Annotated in this window: 26 protein-coding genes; all 26 read left to right on the forward strand. The window is 49.8% G+C overall.

Going from position 1 to position 21,234, the window contains the following annotated elements; genetic code table 11:
- Positions 1 to 212 precede the first annotated feature (212 nt).
- The 26 genes from OGY15_RS00530 (at position 213) to OGY15_RS00655 (ending at position 21,234) form a co-directional block, all read left to right on the forward strand.
- Positions 213 to 1,250, forward strand: coding sequence for a tyrosine-type recombinase/integrase (locus OGY15_RS00530; RefSeq protein WP_211924555.1), 1,038 nt, complete (start codon positions 213 to 215; stop codon positions 1,248 to 1,250).
- Between the two features lie 20 nt (positions 1,251 to 1,270).
- Positions 1,271 to 1,594, forward strand: coding sequence for a helix-turn-helix transcriptional regulator (locus tag OGY15_RS00535; RefSeq protein WP_257664030.1), 324 nt, complete (start codon positions 1,271 to 1,273; stop codon positions 1,592 to 1,594).
- Positions 1,595 to 1,634: 40 nt separating this feature from the next.
- Entirely contained in the window at positions 1,635 to 1,976 is a 342-nt protein-coding gene (locus OGY15_RS00540; RefSeq protein WP_286537349.1) for a hypothetical protein, read from the forward strand.
- A complete protein-coding gene (locus OGY15_RS00545; protein ID WP_211924558.1) occupies positions 1,973 to 2,626 on the forward strand; it encodes a hypothetical protein in 654 nt (217 codons plus the stop codon). The genes OGY15_RS00540 and OGY15_RS00545 overlap by 4 nt, the downstream gene beginning before the upstream one ends.
- Positions 2,627 to 2,845: 219 nt before the next feature.
- Positions 2,846 to 3,364 (forward strand): hypothetical protein, encoded by a 519-nt coding sequence (locus tag OGY15_RS00550; RefSeq protein ID WP_286537353.1) that lies wholly within the window; start codon positions 2,846 to 2,848, stop codon positions 3,362 to 3,364.
- 182 nt (positions 3,365 to 3,546) lie between these two features.
- Positions 3,547 to 3,792: a hypothetical protein gene (locus tag OGY15_RS00555; RefSeq protein ID WP_286537355.1), complete on the forward strand. Its 246-nt coding sequence runs from the start codon at positions 3,547 to 3,549 to the stop codon at positions 3,790 to 3,792.
- Positions 3,792 to 4,418 carry a Ref family recombination enhancement nuclease gene (locus tag OGY15_RS00560; RefSeq protein ID WP_286537358.1) on the forward strand — a complete coding sequence of 209 codons (627 nt, stop codon included), beginning with the start codon at positions 3,792 to 3,794 and terminating at the stop codon, positions 4,416 to 4,418. Before OGY15_RS00555 ends, OGY15_RS00560 begins: the two co-directional genes overlap by 1 nt.
- Positions 4,419 to 4,643: 225 nt before the next feature.
- Entirely contained in the window at positions 4,644 to 5,291 is a 648-nt protein-coding gene (locus tag OGY15_RS00565; RefSeq protein ID WP_247799577.1) for a hypothetical protein, read from the forward strand.
- Positions 5,288 to 5,629, forward strand: coding sequence for a baseplate protein (locus tag OGY15_RS00570; protein ID WP_257664038.1), 342 nt, complete (start codon positions 5,288 to 5,290; stop codon positions 5,627 to 5,629). Before OGY15_RS00565 ends, OGY15_RS00570 begins: the two co-directional genes overlap by 4 nt.
- A gap of 221 nt (positions 5,630 to 5,850) precedes the next feature.
- Positions 5,851 to 6,561: a DUF2829 domain-containing protein gene (locus OGY15_RS24770; RefSeq protein ID WP_502755928.1), complete on the forward strand. Its 711-nt coding sequence runs from the start codon at positions 5,851 to 5,853 to the stop codon at positions 6,559 to 6,561.
- 38 nt (positions 6,562 to 6,599) lie between these two features.
- Positions 6,600 to 7,811 carry a phage tail protein gene (locus OGY15_RS00580; protein WP_286537368.1) on the forward strand — a complete coding sequence of 404 codons (1,212 nt, stop codon included), beginning with the start codon at positions 6,600 to 6,602 and terminating at the stop codon, positions 7,809 to 7,811.
- Positions 7,811 to 8,569 (forward strand): phage tail protein, encoded by a 759-nt coding sequence (locus OGY15_RS00585; RefSeq protein WP_286537372.1) that lies wholly within the window; start codon positions 7,811 to 7,813, stop codon positions 8,567 to 8,569. Before OGY15_RS00580 ends, OGY15_RS00585 begins: the two co-directional genes overlap by 1 nt.
- A 31-nt stretch (positions 8,570 to 8,600) precedes the next feature.
- Complete coding sequence (locus tag OGY15_RS00590; protein WP_286537375.1) at positions 8,601 to 9,374, forward strand: hypothetical protein; 774 nt, start codon at positions 8,601 to 8,603, stop codon at positions 9,372 to 9,374.
- Positions 9,364 to 10,374 carry a phage tail tape measure protein gene (locus OGY15_RS00595; RefSeq protein WP_286537378.1) on the forward strand — a complete coding sequence of 337 codons (1,011 nt, stop codon included), beginning with the start codon at positions 9,364 to 9,366 and terminating at the stop codon, positions 10,372 to 10,374. The genes OGY15_RS00590 and OGY15_RS00595 overlap by 11 nt, the downstream gene beginning before the upstream one ends.
- Positions 10,358 to 10,969 carry a baseplate protein gene (locus tag OGY15_RS00600; protein ID WP_275150408.1) on the forward strand — a complete coding sequence of 204 codons (612 nt, stop codon included), beginning with the start codon at positions 10,358 to 10,360 and terminating at the stop codon, positions 10,967 to 10,969. Before OGY15_RS00595 ends, OGY15_RS00600 begins: the two co-directional genes overlap by 17 nt.
- Positions 10,970 to 11,236: 267 nt before the next feature.
- The gene (locus tag OGY15_RS00605; RefSeq protein WP_139239846.1) at positions 11,237 to 11,488 is read left to right on the forward strand and encodes a hypothetical protein; all 252 of its coding nucleotides are present in this window, start codon (positions 11,237 to 11,239) and stop codon (positions 11,486 to 11,488) included.
- Positions 11,488 to 12,390, forward strand: a complete 903-nt coding sequence (locus OGY15_RS00610) for a recombination-associated protein RdgC (RefSeq protein WP_211924568.1) — start codon at positions 11,488 to 11,490, stop codon at positions 12,388 to 12,390. Before OGY15_RS00605 ends, OGY15_RS00610 begins: the two co-directional genes overlap by 1 nt.
- Positions 12,387 to 13,151, forward strand: coding sequence for a hypothetical protein (locus OGY15_RS00615; RefSeq protein ID WP_286537383.1), 765 nt, complete (start codon positions 12,387 to 12,389; stop codon positions 13,149 to 13,151). The genes OGY15_RS00610 and OGY15_RS00615 overlap by 4 nt, the downstream gene beginning before the upstream one ends.
- Complete coding sequence (locus OGY15_RS00620; protein WP_185656602.1) at positions 13,133 to 13,945, forward strand: DNA adenine methylase; 813 nt, start codon at positions 13,133 to 13,135, stop codon at positions 13,943 to 13,945. The genes OGY15_RS00615 and OGY15_RS00620 overlap by 19 nt, the downstream gene beginning before the upstream one ends.
- Positions 13,945 to 14,733, forward strand: coding sequence for a hypothetical protein (locus tag OGY15_RS00625; RefSeq protein WP_185656601.1), 789 nt, complete (start codon positions 13,945 to 13,947; stop codon positions 14,731 to 14,733). The genes OGY15_RS00620 and OGY15_RS00625 overlap by 1 nt, the downstream gene beginning before the upstream one ends.
- A 5-nt stretch (positions 14,734 to 14,738) precedes the next feature.
- Complete coding sequence (locus OGY15_RS00630) at positions 14,739 to 15,467, forward strand: hypothetical protein (RefSeq protein WP_286537386.1); 729 nt, start codon at positions 14,739 to 14,741, stop codon at positions 15,465 to 15,467.
- Positions 15,464 to 15,838, forward strand: a complete 375-nt coding sequence (locus OGY15_RS00635) for a hypothetical protein (RefSeq protein WP_286537389.1) — start codon at positions 15,464 to 15,466, stop codon at positions 15,836 to 15,838. Before OGY15_RS00630 ends, OGY15_RS00635 begins: the two co-directional genes overlap by 4 nt.
- A gap of 352 nt (positions 15,839 to 16,190) precedes the next feature.
- Positions 16,191 to 16,973 carry a hypothetical protein gene (locus OGY15_RS00640; RefSeq protein WP_286537391.1) on the forward strand — a complete coding sequence of 261 codons (783 nt, stop codon included), beginning with the start codon at positions 16,191 to 16,193 and terminating at the stop codon, positions 16,971 to 16,973.
- On the forward strand, positions 16,973 to 17,422 hold the full coding sequence (locus tag OGY15_RS00645; protein WP_286537393.1) for a hypothetical protein: 450 nt from the start codon (positions 16,973 to 16,975) through the stop codon (positions 17,420 to 17,422). Before OGY15_RS00640 ends, OGY15_RS00645 begins: the two co-directional genes overlap by 1 nt.
- Positions 17,423 to 17,859: 437 nt before the next feature.
- Positions 17,860 to 19,578 carry a DUF8615 domain-containing protein gene (locus OGY15_RS00650; protein ID WP_286537394.1) on the forward strand — a complete coding sequence of 573 codons (1,719 nt, stop codon included), beginning with the start codon at positions 17,860 to 17,862 and terminating at the stop codon, positions 19,576 to 19,578.
- 54 nt (positions 19,579 to 19,632) lie between these two features.
- On the forward strand, positions 19,633 to 21,234 hold the full coding sequence (locus OGY15_RS00655; RefSeq protein ID WP_185656595.1) for a hypothetical protein: 1,602 nt from the start codon (positions 19,633 to 19,635) through the stop codon (positions 21,232 to 21,234).

Consider the following 21,234-nt stretch of genomic DNA (forward strand, 5'->3'; position numbering starts at 1 on the left):
TTGTGACTATAACCTTACAGTTAACTCAAGTATTCGCGTTGCTACGTGAAATCTGAGGTTTTGTTGCGGCCATTGTGCTGCTAAATGAAAAATACGGCAGTTTTCTAAAAAACCATGTAAATTTCATAAAAAACCTAACAGATTATACTAATGTTGTGATAGTTTTCTGTGTTGAGTCACTACTCATACCCGTGTACCTGAGAGATATGCCAATGACTAATTTGCCGGTTAACCAGACCGAATCCCCACTGCTGATTACTGCGGACAAATATGATGAACGGGTTGCCGAAAATTTACACATGTTCTTTGTCGACCGGGAAGCAGCATCAGAAAACACCTGGGCGCAAATGAAGTCAGTCCTCCGCAGTTGGGGATTATGGTGTAAGCAGTTCAATAAAGTGTGGCTTCCGGCCGAGCCCGCCGACGTTCGTGAATACCTGATTTACCTGCGAGAGACTCTTGGGCGCAAAAAAAACACCATCGCGATGCACAAATCGATGATTAACAAGATCCATCGCGAGGCTGGTCTCGCCTTACCTGCATCACACATACTGGTAACGCGTGGGATGAAGAAGATAAGTCGGCAAGCGGTCCTCAGTGGTGAACGAGTAGAACAGGCGATCCCTCTCCACCTCGATGATCTTTTCCAGTTGGCCGAAATTACCCAGGCCAGTGGCAAACTGCAGCAGCTACGGGACCTCGCTTTCTTAGGTGTGGCCTACAACACGTTGTTGCGCATGTCAGAAGTCGCACGCTTACGAATTGGTGATATTCAGTTTCAACGGGATGGTTCGGCCACGCTTGATGTTGGTTATACAAAAACAATTAAAGACGAGGTTGGCGTGGTAAAGGTGCTGGCGCCAGATGTTGCCGGTTGGCTACGTGACTGGCTTAACGCGAGCGGACTCACCGATGATTCAACTTTTATCTTTGGCAAGGTAGACCGCTATGGCAATGCTCATCCAGCAGCAAAACCCATGGCCGGTAAAAATATAGAGAAAATATTTGCCAAAGCCTGGGAGGCGGTCAAAGGAGCCCCTCTTGAATCCTCCCGCTACAGAACTTGGACCGGGCACAGCCCCCGCGTGGGCGCAGCGCAGGATATGGCATTGAAAGGAACAGAGCTCACTCAGATCATGCATGAGGGGACGTGGAAACGCCCTGAGCAGGTCATGAGCTATATACGTTATATCGATGCCAATAAGTCGGTGATGCTCGATATTGTCAACAGCCAACGCATGAAGCGGTAAGATCAAGGAGACAAGCAACAATGGCGCTTTCAACAATTCAAAAGTTAGCGTTATCTTGCATAGGACGCAGGTATATCGAACAGCATGTTTTTACACCCGTAACCCTGCTCGCTATAACTGCTTATATCGATGAGCATTATGGAGGTCGTAAGGCCAGAACACAGAATGTGCGTCAGTCATTAGCCAGGCTGGAGCAGCAAAACCTGCTAACAGTGCATACCCTCAATGAAACACCACCAGTTCATACCTATCAACTGACAGAAGTAGGTATGCTTAAGGCACAGGAAATCATCCTGGAAGAAGATAGCACGGCGTCCCATGGGCCGGATTTGTTTTGGTCATAAAATACTAATTATGTGCTTATTTTTGTAAATGAAAAAATCAATGATGATTAATGGCGTTCACGTCCACCTACAAAGTGGACTACGGAACGGAACGCCGGTTGTTGCTTGCACGCTGAACTATGGCGCCCATAACCCACTGCACTTTCTTCAGGTTGATCGGCCTATGCCATCAATGGAGGCGGCTGATGCTTACATCACACATGCGGACCGCTTCGTATGCCGCAGTATCCTTTCCCGCCTAAGCCGCTCAGAAGAGAAAGTTATTGCCGGTGTTAATCGAGTATTTGGTGCCTCTGATGCCGAGGCATCCATCGCTTACGCAAAACTTGGGATAAATGATCTTGTTAATCGAACACAACGAAAAGCTGGTGGCCGAAAATGAATGATCGCTTTTATATGCTCTGCCTTCGAGAAACTGTCGGTACAAATGCCTCTTTCCATTGCCAGAACGGAAATGGTTACAGCAGTAACATCGATACAGCACATGTTTATACGCTTAAAGAAGCACAGGAAAGCTGGAATAAAGGCCGTCCTATCGACCTGCCGGTTGCGGCCGACTGTATTGATGAACTGGCTATATGGCATGTCGACTCCCAGCGGCTGCCGAGCGAAACGTTAATAGAGCCAGGTTGCACACAATATGTGGCATATGTGAAAGGAGAATGGGATGGCAACGACGTTTACTGGCTTGCCGGTGCCGAGCTGCCGACAACTGATTTCACGAAAGCCTATATTCATCCCTTCGCCGTCACTACCAGCGAGGGGCTAATTTGGCTCCCATACCATCTGGCCAACAAAGTTAAACGCCGCACGTTCTGCATTAATAAGCTCGACCGCAGAAAAATGATTCAGGCCCGCGGGCTGCGCCAACCTGAATGGCTGAAACGTCAGAAACGACGCGATCGCACATCAACCGGTAAAACTCGCTGGAACTGCCCGTGTTGCGGTCGGATAAGCTGGCAACTCAACCCGTATGATTTTGACGGATGCAGTAATTACATGTGCGAAAACTGGAATAAGAACGTGTATTAGAGGGACCAGGCCTGAAATGAACAGCCCCCGGCGAACCAGGGGCTGCATGCTCTTATCAATCAATCACTATTTCTAAAAGCACCAGCTGATGTTAATGCACTAAAGCCAGACAGGCAATGCAATTCAAATCCCAATAACTCGCGTATTTTCAAGGCAAACTCCCTTCCGTAATACAGATAATACTAATTATTTATTTTTTTATGTGTCATTATTACGAGCATGAGACTGACCGACGACAAGATCATCACCGCAATTTTCAGCGCCACCATTAAGCAGCTTCCGCGGGAGGCTCTCTTAATGGTCGATGGTGGCTATACGCTCACCCCGGATGATGGCTACTGGATGGATAAAGCCATACGGATTGCATCAGCGGAGCGTTCCGCGATTCTCCCGGGGCTGTCGACAACTCGCCTTCATTCTCTGGCCAAACATAACCATATCCAGACAGCACCGGCTGGCCATGGTTTCACATTTAACTTACCCGAAGAGCACCTGGGACAATGTTGGTTTCGCTGTCGAGAGCTCCTTCGCACTGCGTGCGTCCCTGCTTACGGTGATAAACCCGCGGCAATCGACATTAAAGCTGTTACAGCGATGGCCAGCATTCAATTAGCGAAGGAGTATCACGTCGCGAAAACAGTTGTGAATGACGCTATTCGCTGGCGCATCCTCAGCTCAGCCGAGCACGGCATCAGCTGGTATCCCTCTAATGAACTATCACCCTATTACTCATCATGATTGATCACTACATCAATATAGCGCTCGACTATTCGTTTGCTGGGTGGCTGATTGCGATCAAGTTGTCTGTGACTGTGATCCTTGCTCTTAGCACTCTGGAGCTCGTCAAGGCAGCTATCCGGGCGGGCCTTAAACGCCGCAATAAGTCTAAGCGTCGAACAAAACACCGATAAGGAGAATACATGAAAAATCCACTGCAATATCCTTCCCGAGTCGCCGTGGCTGTATTTAATGAATACTGCACCCGTAGAGTAACGGAAGCGAATATAGCCCAACTGGCAGCAGACCAACCAGGCGGCTTTATAACTGCTGGAATGCGTGCCCGCCGCCACTTCCGATCGCTGTACATTTCCCTGGCTCTCTTGGGCACAGGGAAAATGAACCCGGCCGAAGTAGCCGAACGCTATAAATGGCTGGGCCAAATCTAATGGAATTAACTCAGGAAGCCCGGGAAAAGCTATTCGCCCGCCAGCGCGCCGCCGTTGAGCGGCAAAGAGCCCGCAATGCAGAAAAACTCGCGGACCCTGAGTATCGTCAAAAGCAGATGGATAAAGCTCGCGAAGCACAAGAACGCCAACGCGAGAAGAGGCTCCTTCAGTTGCAGTCTCCTGAATATTGGGAGAAACGCAGAGAGATTATTGCGCGCAAAAGAAGCACGGCACTCAACACATCCGCCAAACCACGTAAGGCTATAAAGTCCCGTGGTAATAAGGGGCGTACACCAACCGCAGCTGAACGCCGCATCATGGATAAGCTCGGAGCCTTACCATGTGTTGCATGCCTGATACATGGAAAAGTGTCCCCGCTGATCAGTTTGCACCATATTGATGGCCGAACAGCACCTGACGCCCACGCTCACGTTTTGCCATTGTGTAATTTCCACCACCAGCACGCAGCACCGGCTGATATCCGGGAGCAATATCCATGGTTGTTACCAGTGCATGCCGACGGCAATGTTGGCGGTCCCGCTGAGTTTGAAAAAGCGAATGGTACTCAGCTTGACCTGCTGGCTGAGGCTTACAGACGTGCTGGAATTGAACGTTTAAAAAACTAATTGTGAGCTTATTTTGAAAAGGAAACACAACATAAACAGAAAGCGTTACTGGTTCTATCGTCATAAGGAAGCTATGATGGTAGCTGCCTCGCATTTCAATAGTTAAGGTTTACCCAATCCCTCAAGGCTGGTTTTATACCGGCCTTTTTCTTGTTCAGATTTCGCCCTTCCTAACAGAAAGTACTAATTATACTATAGAGGCTTCATTACCAGCGGAGTCCGACTATGGATAAGGCCATATGTGCCATCACCCTTTCCACTTCCAAACCAATGCTGGTGGAGGCGGTCTGGCATAAGGGAAACCTCACCCTGTTATCAGAACAGACCCTTCCCGCAGATCGTAAGGGGTTACTTGACGTCCTTCCCAACATCATTCACGAGATAGAAAAAAACGGTGATGATGTGCTGGTGGACGAACGCAGCGGTTTTTTCAGCTCGACCGGCGGAAAGCATATCCAGTTTGCGGCCCCGGGAACCAGCGGAAAACCTATCCTAGTAGAGTCACTGGACCTCTATCGAGAGCTCTCACTGCAGAAGGCCATCATCCGTCCAAAAACTACCGGTGCTGGCCAGCGTTATACCATCCCAGACAACATTATCGACGTTGAGCATGATACCCGCGGCCAGGCTGTGTATCGCATTGACTGGGAGCGACTCAAAAGCGAACACCTTCTAATGCTGCTTTGCGTTTACGGTACGATCTATCAGAACGTGGCCAGCGCTTCCTACATCGAGCAAATGTACAGCTCGTTGACGGTTGAAATGCCTCCTGACCCTTTAGATCCTCTGCGTAAAATTGTTCGCGCTACTGAAGCTGAAGCTATTAAATCAGTCACTATGAGTCCGCTCACGGGCAAAGGAAGATACCTGTGAGCATCTCCCGACTCGACGATCGTAACGTATCTGATCCAATCATCCGCGCATACATGCACCAAGCCGTAGTGGCCAAGTGCAACAGCTACGATTCTGACCTGATTCCCCACGACATTGCTCAGGACGAGATATATCGCCCTGACCTCATTGCTCAGCGTGTGTGGGGAACCGACGAGCTGCGTTGGGTTATTACCCGTGTTTGTGGCCAAGAGGATGAAAGCGAAGCGCTACCAGTGGGAAAAGCCCTATTCCTTCCGGAACTGGCGTGGATTCGCGAGCAAATAAACATCTATTCCACCAGCATGCCGGAATTAGACGGCACCATACAGAGTATCTGATGCAGCAATTTACAGGACAAAATGAAATGACTAATGATTTAAAACTACCTAAATATCGTTGCCATAAAGTTGTTCAGGCAGCAAAGATCCTAGCAGTGAAATCATTCCAATCATCTGTGATAGTGGACACCGGTAATACAGACGCATGGCTGGAAATACCGGAAGAACTGCTTAGCAAGGTTGATGTGGGTGGTTATATCGTCGTGTATGAAGACGGCTATATGTCATATTCACCGGAAAAGCCTTTCTCCGAGGGGTACACACGTATAGATGATAACCCTCAACCTGCCCTTACCCGCTGGCGTAGAAAGCCGATCGAAGTGAGCGCCAGCCAGTGGTTCAAGAATGGTGATCATCCATTGGATTATACCAAGGTTCATTCAGGCTTAGACAACGACCAGTTACGGAACTTCTTACCGTCAGAACGTAAAGCGAATGGCTGGGAAGGCGATATAGTCCGCTATTTCCGCTCTCCCGACGTATCAGGCGATAAACTCTGTATCCGTTGTCGCAAAATCATGCGCGTTCACGGTTGGATCGACACATTGGACGGCGGGCATATCGTATGCCCTGGAGATTGGATCATCACCGGCGTTCAGGGTGAGTTCTATCCCTGTAAGCCAGGTATTTTCAATGCTACTTATGAACCTGCCGAAATCGATCTTAACGCAGCCGACTTCTCAGACGCCCTAATGTGGCTGAAGGAAGGCAAACGTGTTGCACGTCGCGGCTGGAATGCTGGTGGCCAGTTCTGCTGGATGGTCCCTGAGGGACAATACCCGGCACGGATGGAAGCAATCAAGGGTTATTACTCGACAGATATCGTCCCATACGGTGCTTACTTTGCACTGAAAAATGCCCAAGATGTGGTCGTGCCATGGGTGCCGTCAGTTGGTGATCTTCTTGCAACTGATTGGGTGGTTGTCGTATGACAGTTGCTATCCAGCGCTTAACAAAGAGGGGGTAGCTAATGCCCTCTTCGAGCTTTGAAAAGAAAGAGAACGGCCGCTATGCCACACATGGCCTTTCTGCAACTGACTTCCTTAAGGTCTTCAACAAAATCCGTAAAGGTCAGCGCGCAAGCCGTAGAGGCGCACACCGTACGCTTACGCCAGCGGGCCTGCGTAATAAAAGCGTCGACGAAATTCTTAAGCTCGGTAAGAAGAAAGACGGCACATTCTTTACTCCTGAAGACTTAAAGCAATTCATCGAAAAACGCGCTGGCCATCGCACGAAGTTCAGCAGCGAACAGGCGGGGATTACCTACGCTCAGCTGGTGGCCATGTCGACTCAGATCGATGTTAAGCGCGCCAACAACAAGGTAGATGATGGCACCGGCATTAAGTCGGCGCTGTTTATACGCATACGCCATAACATCGCCGATGTGAAGGTTACAGCATCTGATGCGTCGGTCGACGATAACCACCTGGTTCGAGTGCGCTTTGAAGAGTGGGACCGCTACGTTGAAGACGTCGGCGATGAAAAAGTAAGTCTGGCCACGCTGGCAAGAAACCTCGCTAAAGGTCGCGTATCTTTCGATTGTGATTGCGGGCGCCATCAGTATTGGTTCCGTTACATGGCCACAGCCGGTAACTACGCGTTGAAGCCACCAGCTGAGTATGCCTTCCCCAAAATACGCAACCCTGATCTCGTCGGCGCAGCCTGCAAGCACGTCCTCCATGTCATGACCCGTTTTCAGTCGTCTACCTGGCAACGTCAGCTGGGCACACAGATGAAGAAAGCTGCTGAGCAAGTAGCTTTTGGCGATGACAAGAAACGCACGACAAAGGTTTTTACCGACAAAGAACTGAAAGCTTTAGCCCGTAACCGCTCTGATCAAACAGACCAGACGAAGATCCGCCGCGAGTTCGAAAAGTACCAAGCCGCCCAACGCGGGTTAGCCAAGGTACAACGAACCGAGAAAGACAAGATCGATAGGTTGAGAAAACAGGCCTCCACCGCGCGTAACTCACTTAAGCGCAAAGCAGCAGAGCTTAAAACCGCCCGGGCAGAGAACGCACTGCTGAAAAAGCAGCAGGAAGCGATGAAGGCTCAATTACAGGAGCAACTGAAGTTGAAGAAACAAGGCTTCATTCAGGCCATGAAGATAACCGGCATGACCGATCAACAGGCAGAGACAGCATTCAAGAAATGGCTCGCCTCCCAACAAGGTAAACAATAATGGCAGGTTTTTATGACGATCTCATCGATAACAACGACGATATCAAAGTGGCTGGTGGCGTTTCTGATGGCGTCCCTTCTCCTGTTGATACTGTAGCAGTTCAAAGCCCAACCTCTACCACGTTTGAGACGTTGGAACCGGTAGTAGACCCTATAGATGAGCAATCTGGAAAACATGAATTACCCAACGAAACCAAAGAGCCTACTGAAGCGCCTGTCTCAATTACTGCTGCAATGCTTTCCCGTCCTGCTAACAGTGATATGCGCGCTCGATTTCTTGGCCACAAGGGCTTCAACGACCTTTACCGCGAAGCGTGGGCTTTAGCCATCATCAAAGACCCATTGTCGTTCGACGCGCTCCTGTATCGCGCCAACTCGATAGACGCGCCTATTGATGATGAGGGTTTTGAGGTAATGCAGGCGGAACGCCTTGATCCAAACCAGGAAACGCTTTCCTACGGCGAGCCTGAAATCGTGAAAGTCCTGGACTGTCCGGACGAAATGGACAGCTTCCTGAGCATGAACGAAGAGGACGACAACACCGGCTATCAGGAAGACTCTTTGATACTCCGTGTGGCCGCCCTTGATATCTCAATAGGTTCGATCCTCGAATGGAATGAGGAACTGGCATCCGGAGAAATGGTCCGGCGCTGGTGGTACGTTCATCGCAAATTTAACTATGGAACAGCAGCAGTGGGCACGCTATTCGTCTGCATACCATGCCGCACTTTTGAGGAATCCGTATCTGATGGTGAATAACGATAAATTATTGATGCGCTTCAAGAGGGCTATGTTGATGCCCACAGGTAAGCGTGAACTCTCATCCACCAGCGATGTGGATGCCGGTCTGGGCAATGCTCTTTTATCGGCACTGGAAGACATTGAAGTAACCGACACACGGCCGTGGTCCAAGCCCCTTGTCGAATTCCTGTCCCGGAAAAAGAGCGATCAGCTTAAATTTGGCGAGTTTGATGATGTGGAGGCTTTTCTCCGGGCATACCGTTCCGCTGGCGCCGGTCGTCGCCTCACCCCGAACAGACCGGACGTGAATACCAATTCTCTGCCAGTACTGAACCTGGGGCGCACACCGGGATTCCAGTTACACGATAACACCATAGTGAAAGATGAATATGATGCCGGGTATATCACCGATAAGGATGGGAAGCCTACAGCTCTACTCAGCAACACCCCCATAGAGATCTCATACTCTCTGATGGTTTTAGCCAACGAAAAAGAGGTCCTGAACGCGTTAACCGGTATTTATGCGTCCTGGTTCCGCCAGTTCTCCAACTTTGGGAATACAAATTTCACCTTCCAGACCGTGCTGGCGGGAGCTGCGTTACAGCTAAATTGCCTGATACGTGATCCCAAGTCAGCCATTGTCGACAATTTATCGTTACCGCTGGCGTCGAACAGAGTGTTCGCCTCGGCGATATCCTTCACTGTTATCGCCCCACTCTATTCCGCGTGGAAAGGTACGCCATTATCGCAAACCATCGATGTCCTCTCTGGTAATGATTCTGGCGTTATGCCTGAATCAGGTAGGGTGACCAATGGCCGCTAATAGCAATTCATCAGAGAAGCGTTCCCAGCTCTTCCTACAGACCGTAAAGATTGGGAAAACAGAAATCCCCCGCTCCATGATTGCGCGCTGCCTTTACATTGAGGTAGCCGATCTGACCGGTCCGCAATTGCAGCTGGAGGTTCGCGATAATTCCAGTTACGTAGTAGATCAATTAGGCGTTAAAAAAGGCACGATTCTTACCTGCAGCTTTGGTGATCCACAGGGTATAGGCAACACAACCTGGACCGATACATTTGAGGTCCTGAAAGCCCCCCAGTCGGCGGATATCGTCACGATTATTGCTTTCAGTGAAAAGGTGAAAACACTCAAAGTTCCGGCTTCAAAGCCTCAGTTTTTTGTTAAGAAGCAACCGGCTAATATCGTGCGCGCTCTGGCCACAGGCCTGACGGTTAACGCTGACAATTTCAAAAAGCTGGGTACGTATCATCTGAACATGGGGCAAAAACCCAGCGGAGTGCTGGCGCAGATGGCTCAGGAAGCCGGTGCCCTTTGTTGGGTGTGTCGTGGTTCGATTAACGTTAAAAGCATGGCCACGTTATCCAGGCAATCACCGGTACTAACGTATGAAGCGAATAACCCAAAGGCCGCGTTACGCATTAACCGCTTCGCCAAGCTAAACAATGACGATCAATACCTCCGCTCACGCCAATACCGGCTAATGGCATACAGCCCAACTAAAGGCCTCCTGACGTCCGGAGATAAGTCATGGCCAGTAAAGATGGTGAGCGTTGATGATCAGACAGCACTCAATAACCTTTCGACGTTCCTTTTACCCAAAATAGATATCGAGGTTACCGGCAACTCAGCTATTACTCCCGGGCTGCCGATGAAGGTCCTGATCCACAACTACAACACTGAAAGCGGACTTGATGAATCTGTGCCTACCAAATTAGTAGTTAAGCTTGCAGCTCATCAGGAAGACCGATTTGGATATGTAACACGCGCATTGTTAGGGGTGATTTATGACGGCACCAATTAACGGCCCGCAGCGGGCGAAGGTGGTAACGGTCGACGATCCTGCCGGTCTGCTTAGAGTGTCTGTGCGGCTGGTGGGCATATGGGATAGCATTCCTGACGGAGATCTACCATGGGCTGAGCGTATGCCTCCGGATGATGGCGCATTCATTCCGTTGCTCGCCGGTGATGATGTCTGGGTGGACTTCCCATATAGCGGGGATAGTACACGCCCGCGTGTTGTTGGGCGCGCTACAGATGCCCCTGGCGGCGTTCCTAACACAGCCCCAGAAGCCTCCGGGCAAGGTTCACCTTATGTACCACCAGCTGTAGAAGGTGCGCCCGCAGCCGGTAAAACTACACCGGGTAAAGACTATGTGAGCGACAGGAACGGGTTATTAGAGATTAGGAACCAAAGCGGATCTTGGTCCATCACTCATAAAGCCTCGGGTTCCACCATGGGTGTGAATGATTCAGGTCAGTTATACATTAGTAGTCAGCTATCGCTTTTCGTACACTCTGTTAATGATATGACGATCAAATCAGATGCCAATATCAACATGAGCGCCGCGGGTAAAATATCCATTAAGGGTGCAGAAGTCGCCATTGACAAAGGCTAATCTTGATAGCGTACAAAGTGCATCCAATAGATTTACAAAAGGTGTACTTTGTACTTACATGGTAAATCCTTTATACATCCATAAGTAATCACCGAGTACGATACAACACGTACCAACCACCTGGAATCAGCTTCCGTTATGACCGTTAACCACCATGAGAGTAACCCGTCATTATCCTGCAAAAGCAAGCAGCTACCGTTTGAATCAATATCATTTTCTCAATAAATTAGTATACTCTGTAGATTCTATTTATCGGAGTAATGCTAAATGGCCCAAATCGTTCTAAATCGGGCGAACTTCATCCGTGAAATGACAGCCGGGAAGTTCGACGAATACATAATCTATGTTGAAGGAAAAGAGCATTACATCGTCGCCCGCTGCGCTGATGGCACCGAACTGGTGCTGGGCACAATCGGTTACGATCGCCGCACCTGGTCCAACATAATTCCTCCCGCTGATTTCCTGCGTGAATGCGGCGTTCTCAGCTTCCATGTCCAGTACCTTAAGGCGTCCTCCTGATGTTTAAGCAATACAAAAACTTCAGTGTTTATCGCCTTAGCCGCGATATGAAGCTCGATGAGGAAGCGCTCAAAACGGCACTACCTGACTACCAGTTCTCACCATGTGGAAGCCAGGATATGGCTCGCACCGGCTTCACCAGTCCACTGGGTTCCGACATGCTGTATTTTGCGGCCAGCGGCTTCATTGCATTAACCGTTCAGCGTGAGAAGAAATTACTTCCCGGGCATGTCATCAAAGCTGAACTCAACCAAAAAATTGGTAATCTCGAAGCCACTCAAGGCAGAAAGCTCAAAAAAACCGAGAAGGACTCGCTCAAAGACGAAGTGATCCACTCACTACTTCCGCGCGCCTTTACCGCCACCGACCGGACCCAGATACTCTATTCATCAGAAACAAACCTGCTGTATATCAACAGCGGCCCTCGCAAATCTGAGGATGCGCTGGCTATGCTGCGCAAAGCGTTGGGTTCTCTCCCGGTTGTGCCACTTACGCTCGAAAACCCTATTGAACTGACGCTGACCGAATGGGTGCGTAATGATGCTCCACCAGCTGGTTACACCCTGGGTGAAAAAGCCGATCTTAAAGCCATCCTGGAGGACGGAGGTTCTGCCAAGCTGAATAAGCAGGATCTTTCCAGTGATGAAGTTAAAACAATGATTGCGGCCGGAAAGCTGGTCACAAAACTGTCGCTTTGCACTGACAGGGTAAACTTCGCTATTAATGATGGCGCTGGATTCTCCGGGGTTAAATTTTCCGACGAATTACTTGATCAAAACTCTGATATCGATGTTGAAGACGAATTGCAGCGCCGTTCTGCGGATATCATTCTGCTGGCCGGTGAGCTGGATAGCCTGACCTCTAAAATTGTAGCGGCCCTCGGAGGCGAGGCCTCTCGATGAGTAATCGCGCGCTGGTGGTTAGCCTATGCGATTTTACGGGGAAAATGGTTAGTCCATGGCTGGAAGCCGGTTGCGATGCTGTAATAGTTGATCCACAGCACCAGGTCACGAGCGATGAATTACACCCCTCTGGAGCTACTTTGACGCGCATCAGCGCCATCATCGATAGCTCTGAGGTATATGCTTTTATCAGGGAAAACCTGAACCGTATTACATTCCTCGCTGGCTTTCCTCCTTGCACAAATTTAGCCACTTCCGGCTCTCGCTGGTTCGCTTCAAAGGCAGAGGAAGATCCAGCCTTTCAATTTAAGGCTATGCAGGTTGTCTGGCAGTGTTATGACCTTGCCCGCTTCATTGGATGCCCTTTCCTGATTGAAAACCCGGTCAGCAGAATATCGACTTTTTGGCGCAAGCCAGACCATTTGTTTGATCCCTATGAATTCACTGCGTACATAGCCAAAGATAACTACACCAAACGCACCTGCTTATGGACGGGGCAAGGCATGCAAATGCCCTTTCCGGCGCTTTTGCCCGCGGTAAGTGCAGCGATCGAAGGGGTGATCGCTGAATATGGCCGGATGATCCCAAAGGGAAAACTCCCGGTAACCTTCCCCGGTTACACAGACTATCCCGATAACCGTATCCATACAGCGGCGCCAGGCCCTGAACGGGCGAACCTCCGCAGCGAAACACCTGAAGGATTCGCAAGAGCGATATTCGAAGCAAACAAGGACCGCGCCACATGCTTAATCCGATCCTGAAATGGGCTGGTGGCAAACAGCGTCAGCTTCAGCATATCTTTCCCCTCATGCCTGAAGGTCTTCGCTTAATTGAGCCTTTTGTTGGTGGAGGTTCTGTATTCACCAATTCTGATAAGCACGGTTCATTCCTGTTGGCCGATGTTAACCCTGACCTAATCAGCATGTATCAAATGCTCACCGTTGTGCCGGAGCTTGTTCTCCAGCTGGCTCGCGTAATGTTCGACAAGATGAACTCTGAAAGAGGATATTTTGCCATCCGCAGTGACTTCAACGAGCAGCAGTTATCCGGTCCTGAGCGCGCCGCTGCATTCCTGTTCTTGAACAGGCATTGTTTCAATGGGCTCATGAGGTACAACAATTCAGGTGGATTCAACACCAGCTTTGGACATTACAAGGCCCCATATTTCCCAGAAAAAGAAATAAAAGCCTTCGCGAAATATGCGCATAACTACGTGTTCATGCTCAGTGATTTCCGGCGAACCATTGGCCTTGCGAGAGAGGGTGACGTGGTTTACTGCGATCCACCTTATGAACCGATGCCAGGCCAGGCGGGATTCACCAATTACACACCTGACGGTTTTAAATGGGAAGATCAATTAGGAGTCGTTGAGGCCTGCCGCGCAGCTCACCGGCGGGGAGCCAAAATTGTCATTTCTAATTCCAGCGCGCCAGCTATTGAACAGCTTTACCGTGACGCGGGGTTCACTATTCATCACATACCTCGCCGCCAGTCGATAGCCAGCAATGGCAGCTCACGCGAGACAACAACTGATATTTTAGGAGTACTTGATTAATGGTTACAGCAGATACAGACCCTCGCTGGCAAGCGCTCAGTGACAAATACCAGGGTAATTGGACCCAGGCAATGAAAGATTTGTTTGGTATTGAAGCTACTCACCAGCAGGAAAAAGTTTTGCTGAGTGCAGAAGTAAAAAGTTCGAGCACTTCAGTAGCTGTCGCTACAAATGGTGTTGGGTATATCGAATTAGTAGCAGTCATTACCATTTTGAGAACTATTTTATACCGCGATTCCAGAGTAATTATTACGGGTAGCGGAATCGGCCAGACGTACTTGCATATAATGCGACGTATTGAATGTCTCTGGAAAAAGATATTAAAAAATGAACCGTGGCTTGATAACTACTTTGAATTAAAAATCAGCAAACTTCAGGCCCGGACTAACAAACATCTTTGGCAGTGCAAGAGTGTTTCGTACCGCACAGGCAAAGAGGAAAATCTTGCGGGTGAATGCAGTGAAAATCTGATGTTCATCGTTCTTGACGCATCGCGAATGCCTGAGCGTGGACTTGGTACGATCCGAGGTACTCTGACCAATTCAGATAACCGGATTTTGTTGATCTCAATTCCCGATAAAAACAAAGGTCACTTTTACGATTCTCAGCATGAAAAATTAGCAATAGGACCAAATAACCCAAGGGGAATTTATACAGCCATTACATTAAGTGCAGAAGACTCTCCCCTGGTTCACCCTGCCTATCTTGATAAAAAGCAGAAGGAATATGGTGGCAGAGACAGTCGCGATTATCGGATAAAAATACTTGCTCAATTTGTGGAGGACTGAGACCCATGGCCAGAAAAACCCCGCCTCATTTAGAGCGGGCTCTTAGCCGGGTAAAAGCATACGTATTGCGTTACCCAAACGGCGTAGAAGAGTCCGATCTGTATAAGGTGGATTCCTTTTCAGTACTAAGTAAAAAAGAACGACAGCAGCTGGTGGGCATTATCGAATCCACCAGCGCACTCCATGTAACTCGCTCAGGTAAACCAGGGAAGGAAAAGCTCTGGTTCCAGCATATGAGATTCGCCGGTATCCCAGAGGACAAGGGGGCCGCAAGCGTCGTCCCAGCACAACCGACAGTTGCAGAGGTCGTGAATTCATGGAGGGAGGAAGCTCCCCCTAAACATCAGTGCATGTCGTGCGGCACAAGCAAACCTCTTTCTGAATTTCCTGATAACTACGGCAAGCCACTGGAAACTTGCAGTCAATGCCTTAAACGTCTTAGAGAAGAAACCATGTTAGCTAAACATTCCACTCATCAACAATCATCCGATCCTCTCGCCGGTTTTACGCCTGAGCAGTTACTAAAAATCTCTGAAATGGCACTATCCCGCGCCAAGGAAGCGAAAGAAGCCCAAACCGCACGCGATGCCATCACCAAACAGCTGGAACCTGTCCGCCGTGAAGTGCTCCAGGCACATCAGAAAGTGACAAAAGCCTTCGATACGATGGTGGATGGAATGGCCGAACTGGATAAGGCAATGGCGAAGCTGCGGGGATTTAAAGTAGAGATATGATGCAAAATAGGGATAGCGAATCGTCTCAAGAGCCCGCAACAGAGACGCTGAATATCGCGGTCGACTTCGACGGGACCTTTACGGCTAACACAGCTCTCTTCTGTCAGTTGGTCGGATCGATGCTTAAATACGGTGCCGACGTGCGCATTGTGACGTTCCGTTTTTCGACAGGTAATAACAGCGACATTATTACCTGGGGCGAACGACTTAATGTGCCGGTCATTTTCACCGAAGGTAAGCAGAAAGAAGCATTCTGCGAAGAGATCGGCTGGAAACCTAACATCTGGATTGATGATGATCCGCGCTTCATCCCTGTCGTTTCAGATCTCGAAAGCGTGGCGCGAGGTTGCCGGGTTAACGGCGAGAAATAACGCCCTAATTGAGAAGTAACTTTCCATACACTGCCCACAGAATCATCAATCTGTGGGCTTTTTTATGTCGAACATCGCAGTAAAAAACTCTGTCTGTTCCGGGCACGGCGGGTTCCCTTCAAGACCACCAGCTGAGGCCGTCGAATTCGTTAAGGTAAACGGTATTGGCGTGCTGGTGGACGGTAACGCCTACCCCGCGCATACAGACGGTAATTCATCTCATCCAGGTAATGCCGTTTCTACCCGCCCCTGGTTCACTATCGGAGGCAAGCCGGTTGTATGTGAGGGCGACCCTGTGTCTTGTGGATCGACTGTCACCAGCGGTGATCCGCTCGTTAAGGTTGGATAAATTATGCTCTCAACGACAAATCAACTTGATGCCTACAAAGCGCTCACCGCTGCCGGTGGGATGACCACACCGCCAAGTATTGAAAAAAGCGTCGAGGTAGTCAGCAATGCAACAGCAATTAGTACCTTACTGGCTGGCCTGTTCCTGTCGACCGTTGAATACCCCGAGACAATCAGCACAAGCACAGCGCAGATCACCGGCTGGGCCTCCCTTCTTTCTGAATTAGCAAAATCCACTGACGCGCACGTGAAGCTTTTACGTGAGTACGCCGATCCGTCTGCACTTATTCAGCTATCTATCGGCTGGGATGTGTATTGCCGCGCTAATGATCTCGCAGCAACCGAACTACCGGTATCACGGGCCATAGCTGACGAAACTCATCCGGAAAACCTCCGGTCTGCTCTTTCTGCGCTCAATACCGCCCCTCTTAAAGAAGCAATGGATGCAATCAATACGGCATTATCCGCTGGCGCCGGAGGTGAAGAAGCTGGTAGCGGAGAAACTGGAGGGACCACCAGCCCAACGGTAACTGATGACCAGATCAAAGCGTTAAACGATGCGGTTGAGGGATTCACCATTCCAGTGGCCAATGTCACTGCTGCAGGTGATGAACTGAAAACCATCTATGAGGACGTGGCCAGCAGCAGCAATACGGCTCAGACAGCCTATAGCAATGCGATTTCCGTTGCGTTGGTAAACGCATCAGTTAATGACAGCACGGTCGCCAGCGCCATTACAGCGATTACACCGGCTACTGTGCTTAACGCATTGAAAGGAGGTTCATAGTGTGGGCTTTGATTAAAGGATGGGTTGGGACCCCTAGCCTGAAAAGCGTCTCGATGTTGGTCCTGATCGTCATGGTGAGTATCGCGACCTATTTAGGATGGCGCTGGCTTGATGACGTTCTCACTACTGTAGAGACGCAAACCACGGCCATAAATAACCTCAATAAAACCATTGGAAGCAAAGATCAGCAGATATCAACCCTCGACACTGCCCGCCTCGCGGCTGAAAAGAAAGCTGAATTCTATGCGGCCAGAACCGAGATACTTAACCAAGAGAGTCAAATGAATGCAAAACATGCTCAAGAATATCAGCAAAAAAGTAACGTTCTTCAGCAAAAACTTCGGGAACTTCAGGATAACAACGTATGTGCTAATGCTCCTGTTTCCGATGATGTTATCCGGGTGCAGCGGGAATCAATCGACGCCTTCAACGCCAAGTATTCACGTTAATGCAGCACCAGCGGGTGTTAGCGCCTCGATGTGTCAGATGCCCGCCTACGATGTAAATCTTTATGGCGATTATCCGGTCTACATTGAAGCAATACGGCTGGGACTGGAGATCACAAACGATCATAACATCACAGTGAACCGTCTTAATGGAGCGGCCACAGTAGACAAACAATAAATACTAATTTAAATTACTTTCGTTGCATGTCTTTTAGAGTATTCTCACAGCTCTTGCCTGTTTCCTAGCGGAAGCAACCGTAGCAAGTTCCTTCAAGGCGTCTATTAAGACGCCTTTCTCTTAAGCATTAGGCGTTAATCGGTACATGGCAAAACCAAAGGCGCGAAAGCGCCTTTTTCTTACAGAATCTACTAAGCAATAGATAATCGAGATGTAACTTTCCGGATAATTGAGCCGACTGAAAACCACAAAGGCTTGATTTATGTCCGACAACAAAGAGTTTCGCCAACGCATTGCCGAGATCTCGAAGAATGCTCATCTCGTAACCAGCTATTGTTCCGATGCGCAATTCGACCATAACGGCTACATCCAGGACCCTGAGCTGCGTATCACCTCCATGATGGAAGCAGCGAAAGCAGATCCGATCTTCGAAGGGGTTCCTGAGTCCGTACAGCGTTCTGTACTGTCTGCGTGGGGTTCTGCGATCGCGGAATACTCCAACAAACACCGCTGTTCACCCCGTCCTGAAGTACTGGCAGCTGCTCACCAGACTCTCGAAAACTGCCTGTTGATGGAAAACGTCCAGTCCGGCCAGAAATCGCTGAACGATATCATGCTGGAATCCATCAACGCAGAAGTGATGTCCAGTCAGGACGGTATCATCCGTCAGCCAATCTTCCTGGCAATGATTCTGCCAGTCGCCCTGGGCGCACAAACCGGTGATGCATGTACCTTCATTCCGGTACCGCGCGATAAATCCAAGATTTATGAAATCATCAACGTAGCCGGTACCACTTTCGGTGATTTCAAACAGGGCGACCAGCTGGACATGCAGTCCGTTGGCCAGTACGCGCAGATGCGCCGTAACTATGTCCTGAAAACCAAAGGCGACGGTGTAAAAACCTCTTTCACCTTCAAAATCTCTGACTTTGAAAACGGTAAAGAAATCCCTATTCGTAAGGGCCGTTCCGTCATCTACGTCAATAACGAATCAACTGATGTAGATACCGCTAGCGGTAATACCGGGAAGATCATTTACAGCTTTGCCAACGCAGATGGCCAGCAGAACGTATTGACTGGCGTTGTCGACTACGGCAAAGGTCAGATCACCCTCACCTTCACCCAGCCACTCGATTCAGGCATTGAGTTGGAAGCTGAAGTTGAGATCAACATCGAAGCGGCTCCTGAATACATTCCGGTTATCAACCAGGAAATGCGGGAATGGACCGTTTTCCCATCACAGTATGCTCTGGCTGCAGAACATAGCGTGATGGCAGCATACGATGCGCAACGCGAATTCGGCATTGACCTTGGCTCGTTGCAGTATCGTACGCTGAAAGACTACCTGTCCCACGAACAGGACATGCTGCGCCTCCGCACCATGATCCGCCGTTGCAAGCACACTGACACCTACGACGTGGCTATCCCGCAGGATACCAACCTGGATGTCTGGACCATGATGTTCAAAGGTAAGGTGCAGCAGGTATTCCGCGACATCGCAGAACGTACTCGTACTACCGGCTCCGTTGGCATGTTTGCGGGCGCGGATGCAGCTGGTTTCATCAAAATGCTGCCGCCGACCATGTTTACCGCAGCGGAGAACTACACGCAGGTGCCGTACGTTCACTTCATCGGTACGCTGTTCAACGGCATCAAAGTGTTCGAAATCCCGTCTGGCGTTTGCACCGCATTCACCGCCAGCGGTATCGAGTTCCATTCCTACGACATCCTGTGTTACTGCCGTGACGAAAACCCGGGCAAAGCTGGCTTCATCACCGGCGATGCCGTTCCGGTTATTCCGTTCAAGCATCCGACCACACCGGCGCTGGTGGACCGTACCACCCTTTGGGGCTCGTCCATCAACCGTATCCATCCGCGAAACGGCCAGGACTACTTCACGTTGTTCACCCTCACCAGCCTCAAAGTTGGCGGCCTGAACTTCCGCACCGGCGGCGTGATTGAGTCCTCTTCCAGCAACTAATCAAACGCTTTCAACCAACGCGCCCCATTGGGGCGCTAATCAGGACCGTACTGAATGAATTCTAACTACAGTATCCCTTTTACGTTGACTAACGTTTCTGCTGTTGCGGTTGCCGCTATCGACGCAAGCAAAACAGCGACTGTGGGTTCTAACCTCAATCAGTCCTTATGGGCTGGCGTGGGTGTGTTCGCTCGCGGGAAACCGTTCAAGGCGTTAAAAGTCACCAAATCCAACTATATGGACGTTCTCGGCGATCCTATTCGCCCGCAGGAAGGTAGTCACTTCGAGCCAATGCGCCACGTCTATGAAGCTGTGCAGCAGACCGATGGCTATGTTGTGCGAGTGGTCCCGACCGATGCAAAATTCCCGATTATCAGCTTCACTAAGGAATCCGCATCCTCCGGCGAAACCAACGCGGTTCCTGCCAACAGCGCGTTAGCATATGGCCAGAAGACCGAGCTGAAAGATAAACAGTTCCTGATGATCTATCCGGTCGACGGCGATCCATCTACGAACCGCAGCATTTCTTTCACTCCGGATAAAACCAACCCAAACCGTTTAACCCTGACACTGAAAGAAACCAGCAAACTCGGTACCGTGACCGTTCTGGAAAACATTGTTGTATCTCTCAATTCTGATGAGATGGATGCAATGGGCCGTCCTTGCTTTATTACTACGGCACTGGAATCCCGTTCCGCGTATCTTGGTGCGACTTGTGATCTGACTGCTGCAGAAGGTGTTAACCTCGGCAACATTCAAGACGTTAAGTTTATTGGCGGCACCAATGGTGATCAGGCCAATATCACTGACGAGCAGTATGCAAAAGCAATCGAAGTCCTGAACAACGCCAACGTGAACTATACCGCCGTTCTGGGGCTTGGCTGCTACAGCACGCCATCCTATACGTTGCTGGCTGATATCTGCAAAGATCGTCGTATCGATGGTTTCTTCGATTTAAAACCAACGCTGACCTATGCGGAAGCAGTGACCGAGTCGGAATCAACCGGCCTTCTTGGCGTCGATTACACGTCCTGCTCAATGTATCACTTCCCTTTCACCTGCAAAGACAAGTGGACACAAGCCCGTATCGCTTACGGCCTGTCTGGTGCTGCATACGCGGCAAAAGCACGCGGTATTGCACTCAACACTGACGTTGGTGGCTGGCACTATTCCCCAGCGGGCGAAACTCGCGCACTCATCAACCGTGCCCAGATCGAACCGATCGACGGTATCGGTACTCCTGATTTCGATGCGATGTACACCGCACGCATCAATAAGGTGGCCACCAGTTCTACCGGCCAGATGATTATTGACGACGCCCTGACCACCTACAGTGAAGAGAACTACCTGCGCTTCCAGCATGTACCTTCGACCTTTGATGCGATCAGCCGCTTCTTCTTCCAGTTGGGCCGCAAACTGAAGCACCAACCGGACGGTGTAACCGAGGACAGTCTGACGCGTGAAATGACGAAAGTGTTAGAGCGCTTCCATGCTGCCGGTGCGTTGGTCACTCCGCGTGATCCTGAAACCGACGGTACCGCTCCATTCATTCTCGTTGTTAAGCAAGTTGAGTCCGATTACTGGTCCGTCACTTGGTGGGCATGCCCGACTGGTTCGGCACGTCGTTTACTCGGCAAACCTGTTGTTATTCGATAA

Origin of the sequence: Citrobacter sp. Cu231, from assembly GCF_030332265.1 — a bacterium.
Classification (GTDB): Bacteria; Pseudomonadota; Gammaproteobacteria; order Enterobacterales; family Enterobacteriaceae; genus Citrobacter; species Citrobacter meridianamericanus.